This is a genomic window from Pseudoduganella sp. UC29_71 (assembly GCF_042693265.1).
Taxonomy (GTDB): domain Bacteria; phylum Pseudomonadota; class Gammaproteobacteria; order Burkholderiales; family Burkholderiaceae_D; genus Rugamonas.
Window position 1 is genome coordinate 5,998,599 of record NZ_CP170549.1, and the last position, 21,051, is coordinate 6,019,649.

General features: G+C 68.8%; 22 protein-coding genes. 11 read left to right on the forward strand and 11 right to left on the reverse strand.

The genetic code is table 11. The features are described from left to right. Positions 1–27 precede the first annotated feature (27 nt). Entirely contained in the window at positions 28–546 is a 519-nt protein-coding gene (locus ACFJI2_RS26755) for a sigma-70 family RNA polymerase sigma factor (RefSeq protein WP_107869575.1), read from the reverse strand. Continuing rightward, on the reverse strand, positions 533–754 hold the full coding sequence (locus tag ACFJI2_RS26760) for a DUF2892 domain-containing protein (protein ID WP_377702606.1): 222 nt from the start codon (positions 752–754) through the stop codon (positions 533–535). The genes ACFJI2_RS26755 and ACFJI2_RS26760 overlap by 14 nt, the downstream gene beginning before the upstream one ends. A gap of 112 nt (positions 755–866) precedes the next feature. Between ACFJI2_RS26760 and ACFJI2_RS26765 the strand changes: the two genes are divergently transcribed. Both ACFJI2_RS26765 and ACFJI2_RS26770 read left to right on the forward strand, forming a co-directional pair. Continuing rightward, on the forward strand, positions 867–1,310 hold the full coding sequence (locus tag ACFJI2_RS26765; RefSeq protein ID WP_107869577.1) for a MarR family transcriptional regulator: 444 nt from the start codon (positions 867–869) through the stop codon (positions 1,308–1,310). A gap of 88 nt (positions 1,311–1,398) precedes the next feature. Next, positions 1,399–4,881 (forward strand): response regulator, encoded by a 3,483-nt coding sequence (locus ACFJI2_RS26770; RefSeq protein WP_377702607.1) that lies wholly within the window; start codon positions 1,399–1,401, stop codon positions 4,879–4,881. Between the two features lie 15 nt (positions 4,882–4,896). Here the strand turns inward: ACFJI2_RS26770 and ACFJI2_RS26775 are convergent, their stop codons facing one another. Beyond that, a complete protein-coding gene (locus ACFJI2_RS26775) occupies positions 4,897–5,838 on the reverse strand; it encodes a GlxA family transcriptional regulator (protein WP_107869579.1) in 942 nt (313 codons plus the stop codon). A 92-nt stretch (positions 5,839–5,930) separates the two neighbouring features. On the opposite strand from ACFJI2_RS26775, the gene ACFJI2_RS26780 reads away from it, so the two are divergent. Next, a complete protein-coding gene (locus ACFJI2_RS26780) occupies positions 5,931–6,728 on the forward strand; it encodes an SDR family NAD(P)-dependent oxidoreductase (protein ID WP_377702608.1) in 798 nt (265 codons plus the stop codon). On the opposite strand, the gene ACFJI2_RS26785 is transcribed toward ACFJI2_RS26780, so the two are convergent. Beyond that, a complete protein-coding gene (locus ACFJI2_RS26785) occupies positions 6,716–7,552 on the reverse strand; it encodes a LytR/AlgR family response regulator transcription factor (RefSeq protein WP_377702609.1) in 837 nt (278 codons plus the stop codon). The genes ACFJI2_RS26780 and ACFJI2_RS26785 overlap by 13 nt on opposite strands. Continuing rightward, complete coding sequence (locus tag ACFJI2_RS26790) at positions 7,549–8,655, reverse strand: sensor histidine kinase (protein WP_377702610.1); 1,107 nt, start codon at positions 8,653–8,655, stop codon at positions 7,549–7,551. Before ACFJI2_RS26790 ends, ACFJI2_RS26785 begins: the two co-directional genes overlap by 4 nt. Positions 8,656–8,889: 234 nt before the next feature. Here ACFJI2_RS26790 and ACFJI2_RS26795 point away from each other — a divergent pair, with 234 nt between their 5' ends. Then, positions 8,890–10,941 carry a TonB-dependent receptor plug domain-containing protein gene (locus ACFJI2_RS26795; RefSeq protein ID WP_377702611.1) on the forward strand — a complete coding sequence of 684 codons (2,052 nt, stop codon included), beginning with the start codon at positions 8,890–8,892 and terminating at the stop codon, positions 10,939–10,941. Positions 10,942–10,995: 54 nt separating this feature from the next. After that, complete coding sequence (locus ACFJI2_RS26800) at positions 10,996–11,931, forward strand: LysR substrate-binding domain-containing protein (protein ID WP_377702612.1); 936 nt, start codon at positions 10,996–10,998, stop codon at positions 11,929–11,931. A gap of 78 nt (positions 11,932–12,009) precedes the next feature. Here ACFJI2_RS26800 and ACFJI2_RS26805 read toward each other — a convergent pair whose 3' ends face one another. Beyond that, a complete protein-coding gene (locus ACFJI2_RS26805; protein ID WP_377702613.1) occupies positions 12,010–12,375 on the reverse strand; it encodes a DUF2917 domain-containing protein in 366 nt (121 codons plus the stop codon). A 170-nt stretch (positions 12,376–12,545) separates the two neighbouring features. Here ACFJI2_RS26805 and ACFJI2_RS26810 point away from each other — a divergent pair, with 170 nt between their 5' ends. Further along, positions 12,546–13,745 (forward strand): MFS transporter, encoded by a 1,200-nt coding sequence (locus tag ACFJI2_RS26810; protein WP_377702614.1) that lies wholly within the window; start codon positions 12,546–12,548, stop codon positions 13,743–13,745. Continuing rightward, entirely contained in the window at positions 13,742–13,864 is a 123-nt protein-coding gene (locus tag ACFJI2_RS26815; protein WP_377702615.1) for a hypothetical protein, read from the forward strand. The genes ACFJI2_RS26810 and ACFJI2_RS26815 overlap by 4 nt, the downstream gene beginning before the upstream one ends. Before the next feature lie 4 nt (positions 13,865–13,868). Here the strand turns inward: ACFJI2_RS26815 and ACFJI2_RS26820 are convergent, their stop codons facing one another. The 5 genes from ACFJI2_RS26820 to ACFJI2_RS26840 are packed head-to-tail and all read right to left on the reverse strand — an operon-like array spanning position 13,869 to position 16,573. Further along, positions 13,869–14,360, reverse strand: coding sequence for an arsinothricin resistance N-acetyltransferase ArsN1 family B (locus ACFJI2_RS26820; RefSeq protein WP_107979688.1), 492 nt, complete (start codon positions 14,358–14,360; stop codon positions 13,869–13,871). 34 nt (positions 14,361–14,394) lie between these two features. Further along, positions 14,395–15,108 carry an arsenical resistance protein ArsH gene (gene arsH / locus ACFJI2_RS26825; RefSeq protein WP_377702616.1) on the reverse strand — a complete coding sequence of 238 codons (714 nt, stop codon included), beginning with the start codon at positions 15,106–15,108 and terminating at the stop codon, positions 14,395–14,397. Beyond that, positions 15,105–15,773: an aquaporin gene (locus tag ACFJI2_RS26830; protein ID WP_377702617.1), complete on the reverse strand. Its 669-nt coding sequence runs from the start codon at positions 15,771–15,773 to the stop codon at positions 15,105–15,107. The genes arsH and ACFJI2_RS26830 overlap by 4 nt, the downstream gene beginning before the upstream one ends. After that, positions 15,770–16,249 (reverse strand): arsenate reductase ArsC, encoded by a 480-nt coding sequence (locus ACFJI2_RS26835; protein ID WP_377702618.1) that lies wholly within the window; start codon positions 16,247–16,249, stop codon positions 15,770–15,772. The genes ACFJI2_RS26830 and ACFJI2_RS26835 overlap by 4 nt, the downstream gene beginning before the upstream one ends. After that, positions 16,250–16,573: a metalloregulator ArsR/SmtB family transcription factor gene (locus ACFJI2_RS26840; RefSeq protein WP_107869590.1), complete on the reverse strand. Its 324-nt coding sequence runs from the start codon at positions 16,571–16,573 to the stop codon at positions 16,250–16,252. It abuts the gene before it with no gap. Between the two features lie 73 nt (positions 16,574–16,646). On the opposite strand from ACFJI2_RS26840, the gene ACFJI2_RS26845 reads away from it, so the two are divergent. The 4 genes from ACFJI2_RS26845 (at position 16,647) to ACFJI2_RS26860 (ending at position 21,042) form a co-directional block, all read left to right on the forward strand. Then, positions 16,647–17,390 carry a substrate-binding periplasmic protein gene (locus ACFJI2_RS26845; RefSeq protein WP_377702619.1) on the forward strand — a complete coding sequence of 248 codons (744 nt, stop codon included), beginning with the start codon at positions 16,647–16,649 and terminating at the stop codon, positions 17,388–17,390. A 15-nt stretch (positions 17,391–17,405) separates the two neighbouring features. Then, positions 17,406–18,359: a 2-hydroxyacid dehydrogenase gene (locus tag ACFJI2_RS26850; protein ID WP_377702620.1), complete on the forward strand. Its 954-nt coding sequence runs from the start codon at positions 17,406–17,408 to the stop codon at positions 18,357–18,359. A 153-nt stretch (positions 18,360–18,512) separates the two neighbouring features. Further along, a complete protein-coding gene (locus tag ACFJI2_RS26855; RefSeq protein ID WP_377702621.1) occupies positions 18,513–19,625 on the forward strand; it encodes an ABC transporter permease in 1,113 nt (370 codons plus the stop codon). After that, on the forward strand, positions 19,537–21,042 hold the full coding sequence (locus tag ACFJI2_RS26860) for an FtsX-like permease family protein (protein WP_377705917.1): 1,506 nt from the start codon (positions 19,537–19,539) through the stop codon (positions 21,040–21,042). Before ACFJI2_RS26855 ends, ACFJI2_RS26860 begins: the two co-directional genes overlap by 89 nt. Positions 21,043–21,051 lie beyond the last annotated feature (9 nt).

Consider the following 21,051-nt stretch of genomic DNA (forward strand, 5'->3'; position numbering starts at 1 on the left):
CGCCGGCGCCGGACGCCTAATCCGCACTCACGCGATCAAGTATTCGCGCGCCATCTGGCGTGCGCGGTGCAGCCGGCTTTTCGCCGCCGGCACGGACAGTTTCAATTCCTGCGCGATTTCGGCAATGCTCATTTCGGCGAAGTCGCGCAGCAGTATCACCTCGCGGTAATCCACCGGCAGCGACTCCAGCGTGTTGACCAGGTCGCGGCGCAAGCCGGCCGTATCCTGCGCGGCCAGCCACTGTTCGGCGCGTTCCTCGTCGTAGGGATCGTAATTGAGCGCGGCGCGCCCCAGGCGGCGGCATTCGCGCTGCACCACCTTGAACAGCCAGCCGGAGAAGGCCGCCAGCATGCGCACCGCCTCCAGGCGGCGCGACAGCACCAGCAGCGCTTCCTGCACCGCGTCGTCCACGTCGCTGATCAGGCAGGAGCGCTGCGCGTAGCGGCGGATGTCGGGCTGGCACAGGCGCAGCAGATGGGCCAGCGCCGCCGGATCGCCGCGGTGGGCGGCCTCCAGCACCGGCCAATGTGTATCAGAGAGTGCCATTCTTTTTCGCTTTATCGAGACGGCGGCCCACCATGGCGCACATGGGGCAGAAGCCGAACAGGCCGGACGCCACGATGCCGCCCGCCGATACCGCCAGCAGCGCACCTGCCACGCCGCCCACCGCTAGCAGGCTGATAGCCACCGCCAGCAAGCCTGCCACCACGCGCAGCACGCGCTCACCATTTGGTACATTTTTAACATAGAACATTTTGCTCTCCTTTGGAGTCGGTTGCATCATGAGGACGTCCCTCGACCGCTAAGAGGCGGGTAAACCGGGTTTGGATTCGCGGATTCAAAAATATTTTGGTAGGCTACACAACATGAGCGCGCCGACCACCCCACCCAAACCCCCGACGCTGGACCAGCACCTGTGCTTCAAGCTGTATTCCACGTCGCTGAAGATGACGCAGCATTACAAGCCCCTGCTGGCCGAGCTGAACCTGACGTATCCGCAGTACCTGGTAATGGTGGTGCTGTGGGAGCAGGAAGGCCTGGGCATCAAGGACATTGCGCAGCGCCTGCAGCAGGATTCGGGCTCCATCACGCCGCTGGTCAAGCGGCTCGAGGCGGAAGGCTATCTGCTGCGCGGGCGCGACCCGCAGGACGAGCGCAACCGCGTGCTGACCCTGACCGACAAGGGCCGCCAGCTGCGCGCCGCCGGCCTGCGCGTGAGCGAGCAATTCGCGCACGCCTGCGCCATCACGCACCAGGACGTGGAGCAGCTGGCTGGCGGACTGGATAAGCTGAATCGCAACCTTTCCTGAACGGCCACAGGCCAGCCAGCACCGCGTCAGCCTTGCTAAAAAGCTACTTTGATAGGAGAATTCCCCAGCGTCCCCGCTCAAGGAAGACATGAAACCGCTCGGCATCAAAGTCAAGGTTGCACTGGCCACCAGCGTCACGTCCGTCGTGATGATGGCGCTCGTCACTGTGGTGCAGATGCGGCGCATGGAGCAGGACTTCACGCGCGTGCTGTTCGCCCAGCAGACCGCCCTGATCAACCGCACCGCCGAGGAGCTGGACGACAAGCTCAGTATGCTGCTGGGGATTATCGCCCTGTCGGCCAAGAACCAGCCGCAGGAGATCTCCGGCGACGCCGCCGCCTTGCGCGCCTATTACGCCGACCGCGCCGTGCTCTCGCTGTTCGACGACGTGCTGATACTGGACCCGCAGGGCAAGGTGATCTCCGACCTGCCCGTGGTTCCCGGCCGGGTGGGCGTGGACGCCAGGGACCGCGCCTACTTCAAGCGCGTGATGGCCACGCGCCAGCCGCTGATCGCCGAGCCGGTGATCGGGCGCGCCGGCAAGCAGCCCATTGTGCAGATGGCTGCGCCCATCCTGGACCGCAAAGGTGAAGTGCAGGCCGTGCTGATCGGCGTGCTGCGCCTGTACAAGGACAATGTGCTGGGCCACCTGCGCACCGCCAAGGTGGGCCGCACCGGCTACTATTTCGCCGTCACGCGCGCCGAAGTGCCGCTGTACGTGCTGTACCCGGACCTGAGCCGCCTGCTCAAGCCGCGCCCGGCCAACGCCAATCCGGCCACCACGCGCGCGCTCAACGAAGGCTTCGAGGGCACGGTGATCAGCACCAACAGCGCGGGCCTGCGCGCGCTGAACAGCTTCAAGACGCTCAAGTCGGTGGATTGGGTGCTGGGCGCCTCGCTGCCGGTGGAGGAAGCGTTCGAACCCTTCGAGGGCATGCTGTTCCGGCTGGCCGTGTGGAGCTGCCTGGCCTCGCTGGCCGCCGCCGCGCTGATCGGCTGGCTCACCATGCGGCTGATGTCGCCGCTGGCACAGCTGCGCGGCGCCATCGAACGCATGCGCGGCAACGCCGCCGACTACACGCCGATCGCGGTGAAGCAGGAAGATGAAATCGGCTCGCTGGCAACCGCCTTCAACACCCTGATGCAGGAACGCCTGGCTGCGGACAGCCGCCTGCAGGACCTGATCGAACTGGCGCCGAACGCCTTCGTGGTGGTGGACGCCGAGGGCCGCATCGAGACCTTCAACCGCCAGGCGGAGCGCTATTTCGGCTACCAGCGCGGGGAAGTGCTGGGGCAAGCGGTGGAGACGCTGCTGCCGGCGACGGAGCGCGCCGCGCACATCAGGCTGCGGGAAGGCTTCTCGGCCACGCAGCTGACGCCGGAGCCGGTGCGCATGGGCGCCGGTCGCCAGCTGTTCGGGCAGCGCAAGGACGGCAGCCGCTTCCCGGTTGAAATCAACCTCAGTGCGATCCAGACCGGGGAAGGTCCCAAGGTGCTGGCCATGATCGCCGACATCACCGAGCGCCACCGCCTGCAGCTGGAAGTGGAGGCGCGCGCGGCGGAACTGGAGCAGGCGCGCGACCGCGCCGAATCGGCCAACCGCGCCAAGAGCGATTTCGTGGCCAATATGAGCCATGAGATCCGCACGCCGATGAACGCCGTGCTGGGCATGGCCTACCTGCTTGGCAATACCTCGCTGACGGCGCAGCAGCGCAAGTTCCTGACCATGGTGCAAACCTCCGGCCAGACCCTGCTGGCCATCCTGAACGACGTGCTGGACTTCTCCAAGATCGAGGCGCGCCGCATGGAGCTCTCGCCGACCGACTTCGACCTGGACGAGGTGATGAGCACCCTGGCCACCACCATGACCATGAACGCCGGGGAAAAGGAACTGGAGCTGGCCATCGCCGTGGAACCGGACGTGCCGCGCCTGCTGCACGGCGACGCGCTGCGGCTGCAGCAGATCCTGGTCAACCTGGCAGGCAACGCCGTCAAGTTCACGCAGGAAGGCGAAGTGGTGGTGCGGGTTGGCGTGGAGCAGCAGGGGGTGGAGCGCGCGGTGCTGCGCTTCGACGTCAGCGACACCGGCATCGGCATCAGCGAAGCGCAGCTGGCGCAACTGTTCAGCGCCTTCTCGCAGGGCGACGAAAGCATCACGCGGCGCTTCGGCGGTACCGGCCTGGGCTTGGCCATCACCAAGCGCCTGATCGAGCTCATGGGCGGCAAGATCTCGGTGCACAGCGTGGAGGGCAAGGGCAGCCAGTTCTGGTTCAGCCTTCCATTCACCGTGCTGCCGCCGGCCAAGAAGCGCCGCCCCGCGCTCGGCGACCTGCGCCTGCTGGTGGCGGACGACAATGGCACCACGCGCGACCTGGTGGGCAAGCTGATACGCGCCTGGGGCTGGGAAGCCGACGAGGTTGCGTCCGGCGCCGACGCCATTGCCCGCTTCCGCGCGCAGCAGCAGAGCGGCCAGCCCTACGACGCGGTGCTGGCCGACTGGCATATGCCGGGCATGGGCGGCGTGGTCGTGGCCAAGGCCATACGCGAAGCGGCGGGTGCGCACGCGCAGCCCATCGTGGTGATGGTGAACGCGTTCGCGCGCGACCAGCTGGAGGAAATCTCCAGCGCGCCGGAAGCGGACGTGGTGCTGGTCAAGCCCATCACCAGTTCCAGCCTGTTCGACGCGCTGCACCAGGCCCTGGTGGCCAAGGGCGGCGAAGAAAGCGCTGCGCAGGCGGAAGGCATCGCTGGCAGCCTGGCGGGCAGGCACTTCCTGCTGGTGGAAGACAATCTGCTGAACCAGGCCGTGGCGCGCGGCATCCTGGAACTGGCCGGCGCCACGCTGGACGTGGTGGGCGACGGCCAGCAGGCGGTGGACGTGATGCGCGAAAATGCCGGCCGCTATGACATCGTGCTGATGGACATGCAGATGCCGGTGCTGGACGGCTTCAGCGCCACCGCCATGCTGCGCCGTGAATTCAAGCTGACCTTGCCCGTGATCGCGATGACGGCGGGCGTGCTGGCCTCGGAACGCGACCGCTGCCTGGAGGCCGGCATTACCGACTTCATTCCCAAGCCGGTGGTGGTGGAGGAAATGATGGCGGTGATACAGCGCCACCTGCCGGGTGAGCGCGCCAACGGCGCAGCGCCGCCGGCGCGGGCCGTTGCGGCCAGCCCCACCGGGCAGGCGGATGCGGCGCCGCCGGCCGATGCCGAACCGCTGTTCAGCATGGACAGCCTGATGCGCGTGATGGGCAAGGACCCGAAAGGGCGCCAGGTCATGTTCAAGATGGTGCGCAGCGCGCTGGAGGGCGGCATGCAGCCGATGGACGACGCCAACCGCGCGCTGCGGGAAGGCCGTGCCAGCGAAGCGGCACAGGTGCTGCACAGCCTGCGCGGCGCCGTCGGCGTGCTGGGCGCCAAGCGCCTGATCCGCGCCACGCTGGAGGCGGAAAGCGCCATCTCGCAGCAGCGCAACGGCGAGCTGCCGGCCATATTCGAGCAGGTACGCGGGGTACTGGAAGCGACGCTGCGCGAAGCGGCCGACTGGCTGGAACGGACGGACCGCTAGCGCCGGCGCGGACAGTCAGGCCTGTTCGCGCGCGGCGCGCTTGATCGCTTGCGGCGGCTGGCCATAGGCGCGCAGGAAGGCGCGGCGCATGCGCTCGGGGTCCGCAAAGCCGGTCTCGCGCGCCACCACGTCGATGGACAGCTTGCCCGCCTCGATCAGCGCGCGCGCCGCTTCCACCCGCAGCACCTCCACCGCGCGCGCCGGCGACTGCCCGGTCTCGATGCGGAAGGTGCGGCTGAACTGGCGCCGGCTCAAGTGCGCCGCTTCGGCCAGTTCGTCCACCGACAGCGGCTTGCGCAGGTTGCTCTTGGCGTAAGTGAGCGCCACCTGGATGCGGTCCGACTTCGGCTCCAGTTCCAGCAGCGCGGAGAACTGCGACTGTCCCCCGCTACGGCGGTGATACACCACCATCTTGCGCGCCACGGCCTTGGCCAGCGCCACGCCGTGGTCCGCCTCGACCATGGCCAGCGACAGGTCGATGCAGGCCGTCATGCCGGCCGAGGTCCACACGCGGCCGTCGTGGATGAAGATGCGGTCCTCTTCCACCTTCACCTTGGGATACATGCGCTGCAGCGCGCGCGCCTGGCCCCAGTGCGTGGTGGCGCGGCGGCCATCCAGCAGCCCCGCTTCGGCCAGGAAGAAGGCGCCGGTACAAATGCCCGCCGTGCGGCGCGACAGTGCGCTGGCCGAGCGCAGGAAATCGACAAAGCCGGGTGTGGAGACGATCAGTTCCATCGAACCGGCGACCAGCACCGTGTCGTAGCTATGGCTGCCGAACGGCTCCGTCAGCACCGGCACGCCGGAGGAACTGGGCACGGCGCCGCCGTGCTCGGACAGCAGCACCACTTCGTAGCAGTTCTCCTTCGTCAGTTCATTGGCCACCTCGAACACGGTAGTCACCGCCAGGTCCAGCACCTGGAAGCGGGGGAAAAGGACCAGCCCTATCTTGCGTGTCATCATGATGTCCCAAAACGAGGTATATATGGCATACGGGACTCAATTTAGGCGCCTACACTGCCCTTGTCAACCAACTTCTCAAGGACAGCAATATGAACACCACCGCAAAACCCGGCATTGCCCTCATCACCGGCGCCTCCACCGGCATCGGCGCGCGCTACGCGCAGCGACTGGCTGAACGCGGCTACGACCTGATCCTGGTGGCCCGCAACCGCGAGCGCCTGCAGACCGTTGCCGCCAGCGTCGGCGCCGCCACCGGCCGCAACGTGGAGATCCTGCCCGCCGACCTGACGCAGGAAGCCGGCCTGGCGCTGGTGCAGCACCGCCTGGCGAACGACGCCGGCATCACCATGCTGGTGAACAACGCCGGCCTGGGCGCCACCGCGCCGCTGGTCGAGTCGAAGCAGGAAGACCTGGACCGCATGATCTTCCTGAACGTGAATGCGCTGACCCGCCTTACGCGCGCCGTGGCGCCGGGCTTCGCCGCGCGCGGCCATGGCAGCATCATCAACATTGCCTCCATCGTGGCAGTGGCGCCGGAGGTGCTGAACGGCACCTATGGCGGCAGCAAGGCTTATGTGCTGGCGTTCACGCAGTCGCTGCAGCATGAACTGGGCGCCAAGGGCGTGCGCGTGCAGGCCGTGCTGCCGGGCGCCATCAGCACCGAATTCTGGGACCACGCGGGCGTGCCGGTGGCGCACCTGCCCGGCGAGATCGTGATGAATGTGAACGACCTGGTGGACGCGGCGCTGGCCGGCCTGGACCTGGGCGAAGTAGTAACCATCCCGTCGCTACCCGACCATGCCGACTGGGACAAGTTCGAAGCAGCGCGCCTGGCGATGGGGCCGAACCTCTCGCGCAGCAAACCCGCCGCGCGTTACACGGCCTGAGGCCGGTCCGGCGCGGTGAGCCGCGCCTTCACGCCCGGCAGGTAGCGCTCGCTGACGGGGACACTGTCGCCGCAGCGCAGCACCGCCTGGTAGCTGCCGTCGCCATTGGCCTCCAGTCTGGCGACCTGCTCCAGGCGCACGATGGCGCTGCGGTGCACGCGCAGGTACACGGCCGGGTCCAGGTGCTGCTCCAGGCGGCTCAGCGTCACCCGGTGCAGCACGCGGCGCGCGGCCATGCGCAGTTCCACGTAATTGCCTGCCGCCTCCATCCACAGCACGTCTTCCAGCTGCACGCATTCGATGCGGCCCACAGAGCGCACGCTGAGCTGCCGCCAGTATGCGGGCGACGGCGTCTGCACGGATGCCTGCACCGACGCCTGCACATAGCCGCGCAAGGCCGCGCCATAGTTGGCGCGCTGCCGCTGCGCCAGCATCGCCTGCGCGCGTTCCACCGCTTGCGCAAAACGCTGGTCGTCGAACGGTTTGAGCAGGTAGTCCAGTGCGTGCACTTCAAAGGCTTCCACCGCATAGCTGTTGTACGCCGTGACGAACACGATCAGCGGCGGCTCCGGCCGTTGCGACAGCTCGCGCGCCAGCACCAGCCCGGATTCGTTAGGCATCTGGATGTCGAGAAACACCACGTCGATCTCATTGCCTGCCAGCGCTTCGCGCGCGGCGGCGGCGCTGGCGCATTCTCCCGCCACCTGCCACGGTACCTGCCCGGCCAGCGCATCGTTGGCCAGCGCATAATCGGCCAGCGCATAGCGCAGATTGATGCGGCCCGGTTCCTCGTCGTCGACGATCAGCGCGCGTATCGGCGTCATGCCGATCGCTCCATGGGCATGCGCACCTCGGCCACGAAGCGGCCGGCATCGCGCCGCGTCTGCAGCGAGGCGGCGCTGCCCGCCGCCATCTGCAAGCGCGCCTGCGTGCTGCGCAAGCCCAGCCCCAGTCCCGGGTTCGGCGGCGCCGCATGCGCCAGCGGGTTGCTGATCCGGATCACCAGCTGATCGCCCTCGCGCGCCAGCTCCAGGCGGATGTCGCTGGCGCCGTCGTGGCAATCCAGATCGTGGCGCAGCGCGTTCTCCACCAGCGGCTGCAGCAGCAGCGGCGGGCAGTCCGCGTCCAGCACAGCGCCTTGGCCGCCCTCGATGCGCACGCGCAGGCGCTCGCCGTAGCGCAGGCGCTGCAGGTCCAGGTAGTCGCGCACGAACTGTAATTCCTCGGCCATGCTGACCCAGTCGCGCGAGCTGGCGGTGAGCGCATAGCGCAGCAGGTCGCTCAGGCGGCTGATGCCGGTCAGCGCCACGCGCTTGTCGTCGGAACGTACCAGCGCGCTGATGGCGTTCAGCGCGTTGAAGAGGAAATGCGGTTCGAGCTGGCTGCGCAGCGCCAGCAGGCGCTGCTGCTCAAGCTCCAGCCGCAGCGACAGGTTGTCGGTCTGCGCCTGCCGCCACGCCTGCTCCCGCGCCCGGCCTTGCTGCCAGGCGCACACCGCCACCACGGCGATATAGGTAAAGCTGATCCACGCCAGCTCCATGAAGATATCGAAGTTGTGCAAGCGCTGCACGGCAGCCAGCACGCTGTCCGGCGACAGTGCGTCGCCGGCACGCAGCGCGTAGACCGAGCCGACATAGGCCAGCTCCAGCGGCAGGAACGCCACCACCACCAGCGCATACACGGCCCCGATGCGGCGCGCGTTCCCCAGCAGCGCACTGCGGCGCGAAAACAGCAGGTACATGGCGCTGCTGAACACCATCATCATCAAATGCGTGCTGCACCAGTTCCAGAGCGGGACGGTGTAGGAACGCACCATGCCTTCGCGTTGGCCGTCGCCGTAGCTGCCCAGCGCACCGAGCGCGCACAGTGCCGTCCACAAGACGGCGTTGATCGCCAGCACGCGGGCGGCGTAAAAGTAGGAATTCATAGGCGGCAAGTATAGCGGCAGCCATGGCCAAAACCGCGGCCTTGCGGCAGAATTCGTCCCGCGCCCCGGCCGGTTCATCACACGGCGGCAGCGCGCCGGCAACGGCGTCACTACACTTGCAGCCTCCATCAACCCGACAGACGCCACATGCACCGATCCCGCAGCCTTCAACTTTGCGCCCTGGCCGGCGCGCTCCATGCCTGTGCCTGCAGCGCGGCCGATACTCAGGCAGAGATGGCACGCGTGGAAGTCACCGGCCCAGCTTCCGCAGACCTGCGCCGCAACGACATGGCTGGCAAAATCGTGGTGGGCCGGGACGAGCTGCTGCAATACGGCGACAGCGCCCTTTCCGGCGTGCTGAAACGGCTGCCCGGCCTGTCCGTGGCAGGCAGCGAGGTACGCATGCGCGGACTGGGCGCAGGCTACACGCAAATCCTCATCAACGGCGATCCGGCGCCGCCGGGCTTCGCCATCGATACGCTGGCGCCGGAGCTGATCGAGCGCATTGAAATCATGCGCACCACGTCGGCGGAATTCAGCGCACAGGCGGTGGCGGGCAGCATCAACGTGGTGCTCAGGAAGGGCGCCAGCCGCGCCCGGCGCGACTTGAAGCTGCAGGCCGAGCACAATCAACGCTGGAACCCCAGCGCCACCATGCAGCTATCCGACCGCGATGGCGCGTATTCTTACTCGGTGGCCGGCACCTTGTCGCGCACCGGCTACGACAACGGCGCCCGGATCGGCGAAACGCTGGCCGGCGCCGACGGCGCAGTGACGGCGCGCCGGCGGTTCGACGAGCGCTACCTGGGCAGCATCGCCAAGGCCAGCCTGGCGCCGCGCCTGAACTGGGCGCTGGACGGCGGCGATACGCTGTCCTGGCAAAGCCTGCTGGATATCGCCCGCATCGACAGTCACGGCGGCTCCCACGAAACGACCCTGCAAGGCGACGCCACGCGCTCGCCGGTGAGCGGTTACAGTTCCCGCATCCGCAACGATGCGCTGCGCAGCGACGCCAGCTGGTCGCACCAAATGGCCGATGGCGGCAAGCTCACCGTCAAGGCGGGCGTCAACGTCAACCAGCGCGGTATCGACTATATGTTCCAAGGCGCGGATGCGGCCGCTATCCCTTGGCTGGTCCGCAAGGTGACGTCCAGCGCCAGCGACAACAGCGCCGCCAGCAGCGGCAAGTACCATACGCCTTTATGGCCCGGCCACAGCTTCGGCGCCGGCTGGGACGGCAGCTACACGCGCCGCCGCGAAACGCGTGTGCAGCGCGACAGCACGCCGCAGGGCGCGCCGCTGTATGCGCTGGACCAGGACTACTCGGCGGCCGTGAAGCGCCTCGCCTGGTACGCCCAGGACGAGTGGGACGTGACGCCGCGCATGCAAGCCTATCTCGGCCTGCGCTGGGAAGGCCTGGACACGGGCACCGTCGGCCGCGCCATGGACAAGGTGCAGAGCCGCTCCAGCGTCTGGAGCCCGGTGCTGCAAATGCTGTGGAAGCTGCCCGAGCCCGGGCGCGACCAGCTGCGCTTGGCGCTGTCGCGCACCTACAAGGCGCCGCTCACGCGCAACCTGGTGCCGCGCCGCTACACCGTCAACAACGGCAACGGTCCCACCAACCCGGACGTGGAAGGCAACCCCAAGCTGCAACCGGAACTGGCGTGGGGCATCGATGCCGGCTATGAAACCTATTTCGGCAAGGCCGGCGTGGTGAGCCTGTCCGCCTATGCGCGCCGCATCAGCGCCGTGACGGTGCAGCGCCTGTTCCTGGATGGCGCCACCTGGGTCAGCACCTTCGCCAACGGCGGCCGCGCCGAATCGCACGGCCTGGAATTTGACGCCAGGTTCCCGCTGGCAGCGCTGTACCCCGGCGCCGCCGGCATCGACGTACGCGCCAACGCCACGCGCAACTGGTCGCGCCTGGATAGCGTGCCCGGGCCGCACAACACGCTGGCCGACCAGACTCCGCTCACGCTCAACCTCGGTCTCGACTATCGCTACTCGCCCGAGTGGACCACTGGCTTCAATTTCAACTACCTCGGCAGCCGCGCCAGCCGCATCACCGCGCATCTCCTCAGCGACAGCAAGCCGGGGCGCACGCTGGACGCCTACGCGCTGTGGCAAACCGGCACCGCCAGCCAGTTGCGCCTGTCCGTGGCCAATGCGCTGCGCCGCGCGGGCGGCGGCTCCCAGTACTACGCCGACGCGTTCGGCAGCACGGCCCGCAGCAACAGCGCTCCCGGCAGCACCGGCGTGCGCCTGCAATACGAAAGAAGGCTGTAAAACCAGGCCGGCGATCCATGCGCTAGAATCATGTATCGCCTTGCCGGAGCAGTCATGTCAAACCGCCTTGTTTCCCTTCCGCCGCTGGACGCGCTGCGCGGCTTTGTCGCGGCGGCGCGGCGCATGAGCATCACCGCTGCGGCCGACGATTTGTGCCTGACCCAGTCGGCCGTCAGCCGCCAGATCCAGGCGCTGGAGGAGCGCCTCGGCACGCCGCTGTTCACGCGCAGCAATCGCAGCATCGCGCTCACGGCAGCGGGCGAGCAGCTGTTCCAGCTGGCTTCGCCCTGGATGGACCGGCTGCTGGAGCTGGCAGAGTCGCTGCGGGACGAGCAGCGTATCCGGCCGGTGACGATATCGGCCAGCATGGGCGTCGCGTCGCTGTGGCTGCTGCCACGGCTGGGCGAGTTCCAGACCGCGCATCCGCATATCGACGTGCGCGTGGCCACCAGCAACCGCGTGCTGGACCTGGACCGTGACGGCATCGACCTGGCCATCCGCTACAGCCCCGCCTCGCCCGCGACGCAAGGCGGCCTGCTGCTGTTCGATGAAGTGGTGGCGCCGGTGGCCAGCCCGGCGGTGGCGGCCAGCGCCTTCCGCCGGCCGGAAACGCTGCTGCAGCACGTGCTGCTGGATCTGGACGACAAGGTAGGCCCATGGCTGCATTGGGAATACTGGCTCGGTGCGCAAGGGCTGGGGCAGCGCAAGCCTAAGGGCCGGCTGCATTTCAACCACTACGACCAGCTGATCCACGCAGCCACCGGCGGGCATGGCGTGGCAGTGGGACGGCTGCCGCTGCTGCTGCCCATGCTGGCGGACGGCCGCCTGGCAGGGCGCCTGGACCAGTGCCTGCACGTGGACGATTACCGCTACTGGCTGATGGAGGCGCCGGGCACACCGCGCGAAGAAGTGGCCGTGTTCCGCGACTGGCTGGTGCAGCAGGCCGCGCTCACCTCGCAGGAGCTGGCGCGCGCCACCGGCGCAGCCTGATCGCCGCCCGCCGACGGCCGCGCCGCGCTGCCGCCACACACGCCCGGGCGACCGCGCAAGCTGCGCCGGCCGTGCCCGTCATACCCGCGCCAGGCGCGCCTGCGCCAGCCGGGCCAGGCCGCGCTCCAGCCAGCGCTCCAGCTGCGCCGCCAGCCAGGAGCCGGCGCCCTGCGGTGCGGCGCTGGCGGCCGTGGGGCCGCTTCTGCTCACGCTGACTTTGGCCGCGCCGCCGATGACCTCGAACGAGACCGCCTCGTGCCGTCCGACGCTGGACAGGTACTGGCGCTGCGTGGCCGACAGTTCCGCGCAGTCGCCCGCCTTCAGCACACGGTCCTTGCTGTCGCGGTGGCTGGTGATCCACAGCACGCCAGCCAGGCAGCGGACCTGGACTGGCTGGCCGGGCGCCATGGTGGCGCCTTCCCTTGGATGCAAAGTGATCTGCATGGCATTCTCCCTGATTTGATCTTGCCTGCATTGTTGCCGCGCGCCGCGCCGGCGACAAACGTTATCGCGGCATGCCATCCATGCGTGCAGCGCATGGGTTCCATGCCAATTCACCGCTGGCGCGCCCGGCGCCTCGCTGGCTATCCTTGCAACATCAACCGGGAGGCGCGATGAAATTTCTGAAGACACCTTTGGCGGCCGTGCTGTGCGGCGGCATCATCATGGGCCTGGCGCTGGGTGTGCGCCACGTGCAGGGCCTGTTCATGCTGCCCATGACCTCGGCGCGCGGCTGGGGCAGGGAAGAATTCGCGCTGGCCATCGCCTTGCAGAACCTGGTCTGGGGCATCGCCCAGCCCTTCACCGGCATGATTGCCGACCGCTACGGCTCGCGCCGCGTGCTGGCCGGCGCCTGCCTGCTGTACGCGCTCGGCCTGTACCTGATGGCGCACGCCGCCAGCAGCATGCAGCTGGTGCTCACCGGCGGCCTGCTGATCGGCATGGCCTTGTCCGGCACCGCCTTCGGCACCGTGTACGGCGCGCTGAGCCGCATCGTGCCGCCGCAGCGGCGCAGCTGGGCGCTGGGCCTGGCCGGCGCGGTCGGCGGCGTGGGGCAGTTCGCCATGGTGCCCGCCGCGCAGGGGCTGATCGCGGGCGCCGGCTGGATGGCCGCGCTGGCCGCGCTCGCCTTCGTGCTCGCGCTGGCCGCGCCGCTGGCCTTCCCCATGGACGACAGCGCCGCCGCCAGCGCGCCGCAGCGGCCCGGACAATCGATGCGGCACGCCATCGCCGAAGCCCTGACGCACCGCGGCTTCTGGCTGCTGAACCTGGGCTTTTTCGCATGCGGCTTCCAGCTCGCCTTCATCGCCGGCCACTTTCCCGCCTACCTGCTGGACAAGGGATTTTCCGCCAACACCGGCGTCATGGCACTGGCCATCGTGGCGCTGGCGAACGTGGCGGGAACGTATTTCTGCGGCAAGCTCGGCAACGTCTACCGGCGCAAGCACCTGCTGGCCTGGCTGTACTGCGCGCGCTCGGCGGCCATGCTGCTGTTCGTGGCCGCGCCCATCAGCACGGCCAGCGTCTACCTGTTCTCGTTCGCGATGGGACTGACGTGGCTGGGCACGGTGCCGCTGACCAACGGCCTGGTGTCGCAGGTGTTCGGCGTGAAGTACATTTCCACGCTGTTCGGCCTGGTGTTTGTCGGCCACCAGCTGGGCGGCTTCCTCGGCGTGTGGCTGGGCGGCGCGGTGTTCGACGCCACGCATTCGTACGACCTGGTGTGGGCCGCATCGGTCGGCATCGGCCTGGTGGCGGCGCTGCTGCACTGGCCGATCGACGACCGCGCCGTGGCCGGGCTGCAGCCGGCATGAAGCCGCTGCACAACCTGCTGCTGTGGGCCGTGCTGGCGGCGGTGTGCGCGTGGGCCTGGCTGGCGATGCTGCGGCCGGACAACGTGCTGTCCTTCGCCACCCTGGCGGCGCTGTGCTGAGCGCCTACGCCAGCTTCAGTTCCCAGTAGCCGACGTCGATCCAGCGCCCGAACTTCATGCCCACCTCGGCGAAGTGCGCCACCTTGCGGAAGCCCATGGCTTCGTGCAGCGCCACGCTGGCCTCGTTGGGCTGGGCGATGCCGCCGATCACCATGTGCAGGCCGCGCGCACGCAACTCATCGATCAGCGCGCGGTACAGACGCGAGCCGACGCCTTTGCGCGGATGCTCGGGCGACACGTAGACGCTGCTTTCCACCGAAAAGCGGTAGGCGCTGCGCACCCGCCACGGCGTGGCGTAGGCATACCCCATGACGATGCCGTCCTGCTCGCACACCAGCCACGGCAACTTCGCGCTGACCGTCCCGATGCGGCCCGCCATCTCCTCGACCGAGACCGGCTGTTCCTCGAAGGAAATAGTGGTGGTGGCGACGTAGTGGTTGTAGATGGCGGCAATGGCGGCCGCGTCGGCTGCAGCGGCGGGACGGATGGTGGACATAGGCGTTATCAAAAAGTCCTATCGTAGCCGAGTCTCAGATCTTTTGCAGTTGACGGTCGATGGCCTTGGCCGCCCGTTCATTGCGCTCGCTGTAGCGGTCCGTCAGGTAAGCGCTGCGGCCGCGCAGCAGCAGGGTCATCTTGAACAGCTCCTCCATCACGTCCACCACCCGCTCGTAGTAGGCGGACGGACGCATGCGGCCTTCCTCGTCGAATTCCTTGTACGCCATCGGCACCGAGGACTGGTTGGGGATGGTGAACATGCGCATCCAGCGCCCCAGCAGGCGCAGCGTGTTGACCACGTTGAAGGACTGCGAACCGCCGCACACCTGCATTACCGCCAGCGTGCGGCCCTGGCTGGGCCGCAGCGCGCCCTGTTCCAGCGGGATCCAGTCGATCTGGTTCTTCATCACGGCCGTGATGGCGCCGTGGCGCTCCGGGCTGCACCACACCTGGCCCTCGGACCACAGGCTCAGCTCGCGCAACTCCACCACCTTGGGATGCGTCTCGGGCACGCTGCCCGCCATCGGCAGGTCCATTGGGTCGAATATCTTCACCTCGGCGCCGAAATGCTCCAGGATGCGCGCCGCCTCGTACACCAGGAAGCGGCTGAAGGAGCGCTCGCGCAGCGAGCCGTACAGCATGAGGATGCGCGGCGGATGGTCCAGCTCGCCCACCGGCGCCAGCTTGGCAAGGGTGGGCATGTCCAGCAGCTCGGGTTTGATGTTGGGCAGGTCGGGGATGCTCATGGTTGCTCCTTTTTCTCCGCGTACAGCCAGCGGAACAAGACGGTGGCGGCGGCTGCGCCCAGCAGCTGCGCCGCGATGAAGCCGGGCGCGTCAACGGGACGGATGCCGGCGAAGGTGTCGGTCACGCTGCGCGCCAGCGTGACGGCGGGATTGGCGAACGAGGTGGACGCCGTGAACCAGTAGGCGGCGGTGATGTAGGCCGCCACCGCGAACGGCGTGACGCCGGGCCGGCTGCGCGTGCAGCCGATGATGACCCCCAGCAGGCCGAAGGTGGCCACGCATTCGCTCCACCACTGGCCCGCGCCGCTGCGCACGTGGAGCGACGCGGTGAACGCCTCCAGCCCGAACATGGCGTGCGCGGTGGCCACGCCGGCCAAGGCGCCGAAGGTCTGCACGGCCAGGTAGGGCAGCACGTCGCGCGGCGGGTGCAGGCCCTGCCAGGCGGCCGACAACGTCACCACGGGATTGAAGTGCGCGCCGGACACGGGGCCGAACATCAGGATCAGCGCCACCAGCCCGGCGCCGGTGGCCAGTGCGTTGGCCAGCAGGGCGATGGCGGTATTGCCGCCCGCCAGGCGCTCGGCCATGATGCCGGACCCGACCACCACCGCCAGCAGCAGCGCCGTGCCCAGGCCTTCGGCCACGATGCGGCGCGCCAGCGTCATGGCAGCAGCGTGCCGATGCGGTCCAGCTCGGCCTTCAGGCGCACCGGATTGTTTTTCAGCTGCCCCAGCGGCAGCGCGAAGAAGGCTTCGATGCGGGCGCGCAGCACGCGGTAGGCGTGCAGGAAGGCGGCGTCGATTTCTTCCTCGGTGCCGGTGGCGTGCGCCGGGTCTTCCACGCCCCAGTGCGCGCGCATGACCTGGCCCAGGTAAGCCGGGCATTCCTCGCCGGCGGCGCTGCCGCAGACGGTGATGACGATGTCCGGCGTGACCGGCAGGCTGTCCCAGGACTTGCTGTAATAGCCCTCGGTGGAAATGCCCTCGCGGGCCAGCAGCGCCAGCGAACGCGGGTGCACATAGCCGGCCGGCTTGCTACCCGCACTGACGGCGTGCCAGCCGGCCGGCGCCAGGTGGTTGAAGGTGGCTTCGCCGAGGATGGAGCGGCAGGAATTGCCGGTGCACAGTATTAAAACGTTCATTTACGCGTCCTTGCAGGTGGTGGAGGGCGGACAGCAGGGCACGCCGCCGCAGCAGTTTTCGGTGAGGAAGGCCAGCAGGCCGTTCATGGTGTCGAAGCTGGCGCTGTAGATGACGTAGCGGCCGTCCTGGCGCGCCGCGATCAGCCCGGCGTGCGCCAGCTCTTTCAAATGGAAGGACAGCGACGATGGCGCCATGTCCAGGTGCTCGGCGATCTTGCTGGCGGCCAGCCCGTCCGGACCGGCTTGCACCAACAGCCGGAACGCCGCCAGCCGGGATTCCTGCGCCAGCGCCGCCAGCGCGGCCAGTACTTGTTTGGTGTCCATCTGCTCCCCAATTCGATATTTCAACGATTATCGAAATATACTATGAAAGGCAAAATATGTAAAACTAGCCGCCATGGATAGACGAATTGCCATTATTGCCGCCGCAGCACTCGGCTGGGCGCCCCGCGTTTTTGCCGCCCCCCAGGACGGCGCTGCGGGCCTGCGCATCGTCACTTCGCATCTGCCGCCGCTGGTGCTGGAACACGGCGGCGCCCGCCCCGGCGCGCTGATGGAACTGGTGAACGAATTGTGCAAGCGCATGAAGCTGTCGCCGCAGACCCAGTTCGTACCATGGCGGCGCGCAACCTTCCTGGCCGCGACGATGCCGGCCACTGCCATCTTCCCGCTGACCCGGCTGCCCGAACGGGAAGCCCAGTATTGCTGGCTGGCACCGCTGTACGACGAGCACTATGTGTTCCTGGCGCCGCGCCAGGGCCGCTTCGACGTGCGCCAGCCGCAGGACATGAAGGCGCGCCGCGTCGCGCTGCTGCGCGGCGCGGGACAGGCCGCCGTGCTGCGCGAGCTGGGCTATGCCAACCTGGTGGAGTCGGCCTCGATCGACGAGGTGCACCGCTTCCTGCTGACCGGCATCGCCGATGCCGCTTTTGGCGAGCGCAACATCATCCGCACGTCGCTGCGCAGCCGGGGCGAGGAGGCCAGGTTCGAGCTCAGTGCGCCGGTGCGCAGCACCACCGCGTGGCTGGCCGGCTCGCTCGACTTCAAGCCGGACGAGGTGCAGCAGTTCCAGCAAACCATGGCCGCCATGGCGGCCGACGGCAGCAGCCGCCGCATCCTGTCCAGGTACGACCTGGCCTGACCTTTGGAAAGCCCCATGAAACCAGACATCCTCGTGTTCGCCGCTAGCCCCTCGGCCTCCGTCATGCAGCAGCTCGACGCGCATTTCCAGTGCCACCACGTGTGGTCCGTCCCGGCCGCCGAGCAGGACGCCTATGTGGACAGCGTGGCGGCGCGCGTACGCGGCATCGTTACCACCGGGCCGCTGGGCGTGAGCGCGGCGCTGGCGGCGCGCCTGCCGAAGCTGGAGATCGTCAGCCTGAACAGCGTGGGCTACGACAAGATCGACCTCGATGCGCTGCGCGCGCGCGGCATCCCGGTGACCAACACGCCGGGCGTGCTGACCGACGACGTGGCCGACCTGGCGGTGCTGCTGCTGCTGTCCGCCGCGCGCCGCCTGCCGGCCATGGACCGCTACGTGCGCGAGGGCGACTGGAGCGCGCGCAAGCCGCTGGCGCCGTCGCGCAGCGTGCGCGGCAAGGTGGCGGGCATCTTCGGCTTCGGCCGCATCGGCCAGGCCATTGCCGGCCGGCTGGCCGCGCTGGGCATGGAGATCCGCTACTTCCAGCCGCGCCCGGTGCCCGGTGTGCATGCGCCGCGCGCGGAATCGCTACTGGCGCTGGCGCAGGAAAGCGACTACCTGGTGCTGAGCGCCCCGGCCAACGCCGCCACCCGCCACGCGGTCAACGCCGCCGTGCTGGACGCGCTGGGGCCGGAAGGCACGCTGGTGAACATCGCGCGCGGCGCACTGGTGGACGAAGCGGCCATGATCGCCGCGCTACAGGCGCGCACCCTGGGCGCGGCCGCGCTGGACGTGTTTGACAACGAGCCGGAGGTGCCGCCCGCCCTGCGCGCGCTGGACAACGTGGTGCTCACGCCCCACATCGGCAGTTTCACCGTGGAGACACGCCACGCCATGGGCCAGCTGGCGGTGGACAACCTGCTGGCCCATTTCGCCGGCCAGCCGCTGCTGACACCGCTGCTGCCTTAGCGCACACTGTCCGAAAGCGCACACTGGCACCGTCCGCTTCCGGACGCCGGTGCAGCGTGCAGCGCGACGCGGCGCCACCCGCCGCAGCGCAGGGGCCGCACCTCGCCGTGCGGTGCCGGGCCTGGGTCCTTGCGGCCCGGGCGCGGCGACCGCATGGCACGGTTGTTGCAGTTTGAAGCCCGGATCAACTACACCTCTCCCATCATGACCTTGCGGGACTTCCGTATCGGCTGGCGCACCTTGCTGCAAGACCCGGCCTACTCCTTCGTCGTTATCGCCGGCCTGGGCATCGGCCTAGCGGCCGCGCTGCTGCTGCTCGGCCTGGTACGCCACTCCTGGCAGTACAACCGCCACGTGCCCGACGTGGACCAGGTCTACGTGGTGAAGCAGCGCTTCAACGTCGATCCCAAGACGCCCTGGTTCGACCAGGCGCCGCTGCTGCTGCGCGCCGTGGCGGCCGGCACGCCGGGCGTGGCCGCTGCCACCGGCTACCTGCCGTCGCGCGCCGAAACCATGGGCCTGACCGTGCGCATCGACGGCCAGCTGCGCAAACTCGACAGCCTGACCGTGCTGCCCGATTTCGCGGCTATGCTGGGCCTGCAAGCAGTGCAGGGCGACCTTGCCTCCGCGCTGGACAAGCCGGACAGCTTCGCCATCACCGAAGAAGCCGCGCAGCGCCTGTTCGGCACCGCCAATGCGCTGGGCAAGACCATGCTGGCAGAAGGCAAGCTGCTGCGCGTAGGCGCGGTGCTGCGCACGCCGCCGGCCAGCACCACGATCCCCTTCGAAACCCTGCTCGGCACGGCATCGGTACTGGTGGAAAAGGAAGTGCGTGAGGAACTGGCCACCGGCGCGCGCGGCTGGTGGGGCAAGATGCTGGTGCGCGTGCAGCCGGGCGCGTCGCTGCCCGCCGTCATGGATGCGCTGCAGCGCGCAGTGGACAGCAATCCCGCCCTGCAGGACCAGCCGCCGGAGGTGCGCCAGCGCCTGGGCCGGCGCAAGGTGATGGACGTGGCGCTGGCGCCGCTGAAGGACGCCTATTTCGACCAGGACGTGGCGCAGAACTTCCGTGGCCGCGCCCGGCCCGCGCGCGCACCCGGCCGCGATAGCCGGCCTGGGCGCGGTGGCGCTGCTGATCCTGGCGCTGGCGGCCGTGAACTACGTGAACCTGGCGGCGGTGCGCGTGCTGCGCCGCCAGCGCGAGGTGGCGATGCGCAAGGTGCTGGGCGCCGGCGCGCGCCGCATCGCGCTGCAGTTGCTGGCTGAATCCATGCTGGTGGCCTTGCTGGCCACCGTGATCGGCCTGCTGCTGGCGTGGCTGGCGCAGCCCTTGTTCGCCGAGCTGGTGAACCGCAGGCTCGACAGCGTACTGTCGCCGGGCTACGTGGCCGCCGCGCTGCTGCTGGGCGTCCTGCTGGGCGTGCTGACGGCCCTCTATCCGGCCTGGCTCGCGCTGCGCGTGCGGCCCAGCCAGGTGCTGGCGGGGCGCGGCGATATCGAGTCCGCAGGCGGGCTGCGCATGCGCCGCGTGCTGACGGTGCTGCAAGTGGCCGCCGCCATGGGGCTGGCCAGCGTGGCCGTCGCCATCGCCTGGCAAACCGCGTTCGCCATGCGCGCCTCGCCCGGCTTCGACCCGGCGCCGCTGCTGATCGTGGACCTGCCGAAACCGGTGCGCATGAGCGCGGAGGCGCGAAGCTTCGTGGCGGCGCTGAAGGCGCAGCCCGGCGTGGCCGGCGTGGCGATTTCGGAGGACGCGGTAGGGCGCAGCAATGTGTCCTGGTTCCGCGACCTGAAGCGGCTGGACGGCCGCAGCACGGCCACGGAGATCAAGTCGGTAAGCGCCAACTTTTTCGAGCAGTACTGCATCGCGCCGCTGGCGGGGCGGCTGTTCGATCCGCGCCTGGACAAGGAGGACGATCCGGTGCCGCTGGTGCTGAATGCCATCGCCGCGCGCGAACTGGGCTTTGCCGATCCGGCCGCCGCCATCGGCCAAACCCTGCTGTTCGGCGGCTTCGACGGCAAAGTGATCCACAAGCGCGTGGTCGGCATCGCGCCCGAGCTGCGCTTCCATTCGCTGCGGGACGCGCCGCGCGCGGTGGCCTATGAATTGTGGACCGCCGGCATTACGCTCAGCGTGCGCGCGAGCGGCACAGCAAGCACAGCGGGCACCGCAGGCACCGACGGCGCGGCAAGCGTGGAGCCGACCGTGCGCGCGCTGTGGCCCAAGTACTTCCCGGACGCCATGCTGAAAACGCGTTCCGCCGCCGACATCCTCGCCGTCAACTACGCCGACGATGCCCGCATGGCGCGCCTGCTGGCGCTGGCCACCGGCATCGCGCTCACCATCGCGGCCTTCGGCACCTATGTGCTGTCGGCGTACACGGTGCAGCGGCGCGCGCGCGAGATCGTGCTGCGCAAGCTGTACGGCGCCGGCCGCAGCGCCATCGGCGCCCTGGTGGTCCAGGAAATCGGCGTGCTGACTGCGCTGGCGGCGCTGGTCGGCCTGCCGCCGGCGGCGCTGGCCATCCAGCGCTATCTGGCCGGCTACGTGGAGCATGCGCCGATAGGCGGCTGGACCATGCTGCTGGCGCTGGCCGCCACATTGGCCATTGCCGGCGCCGGCGTGGCCCGCCACGCGTGGCTGGCCATGCGCATGAAGCCGGCGGACGCGCTGCGGGCCTGAGCAGCGCCG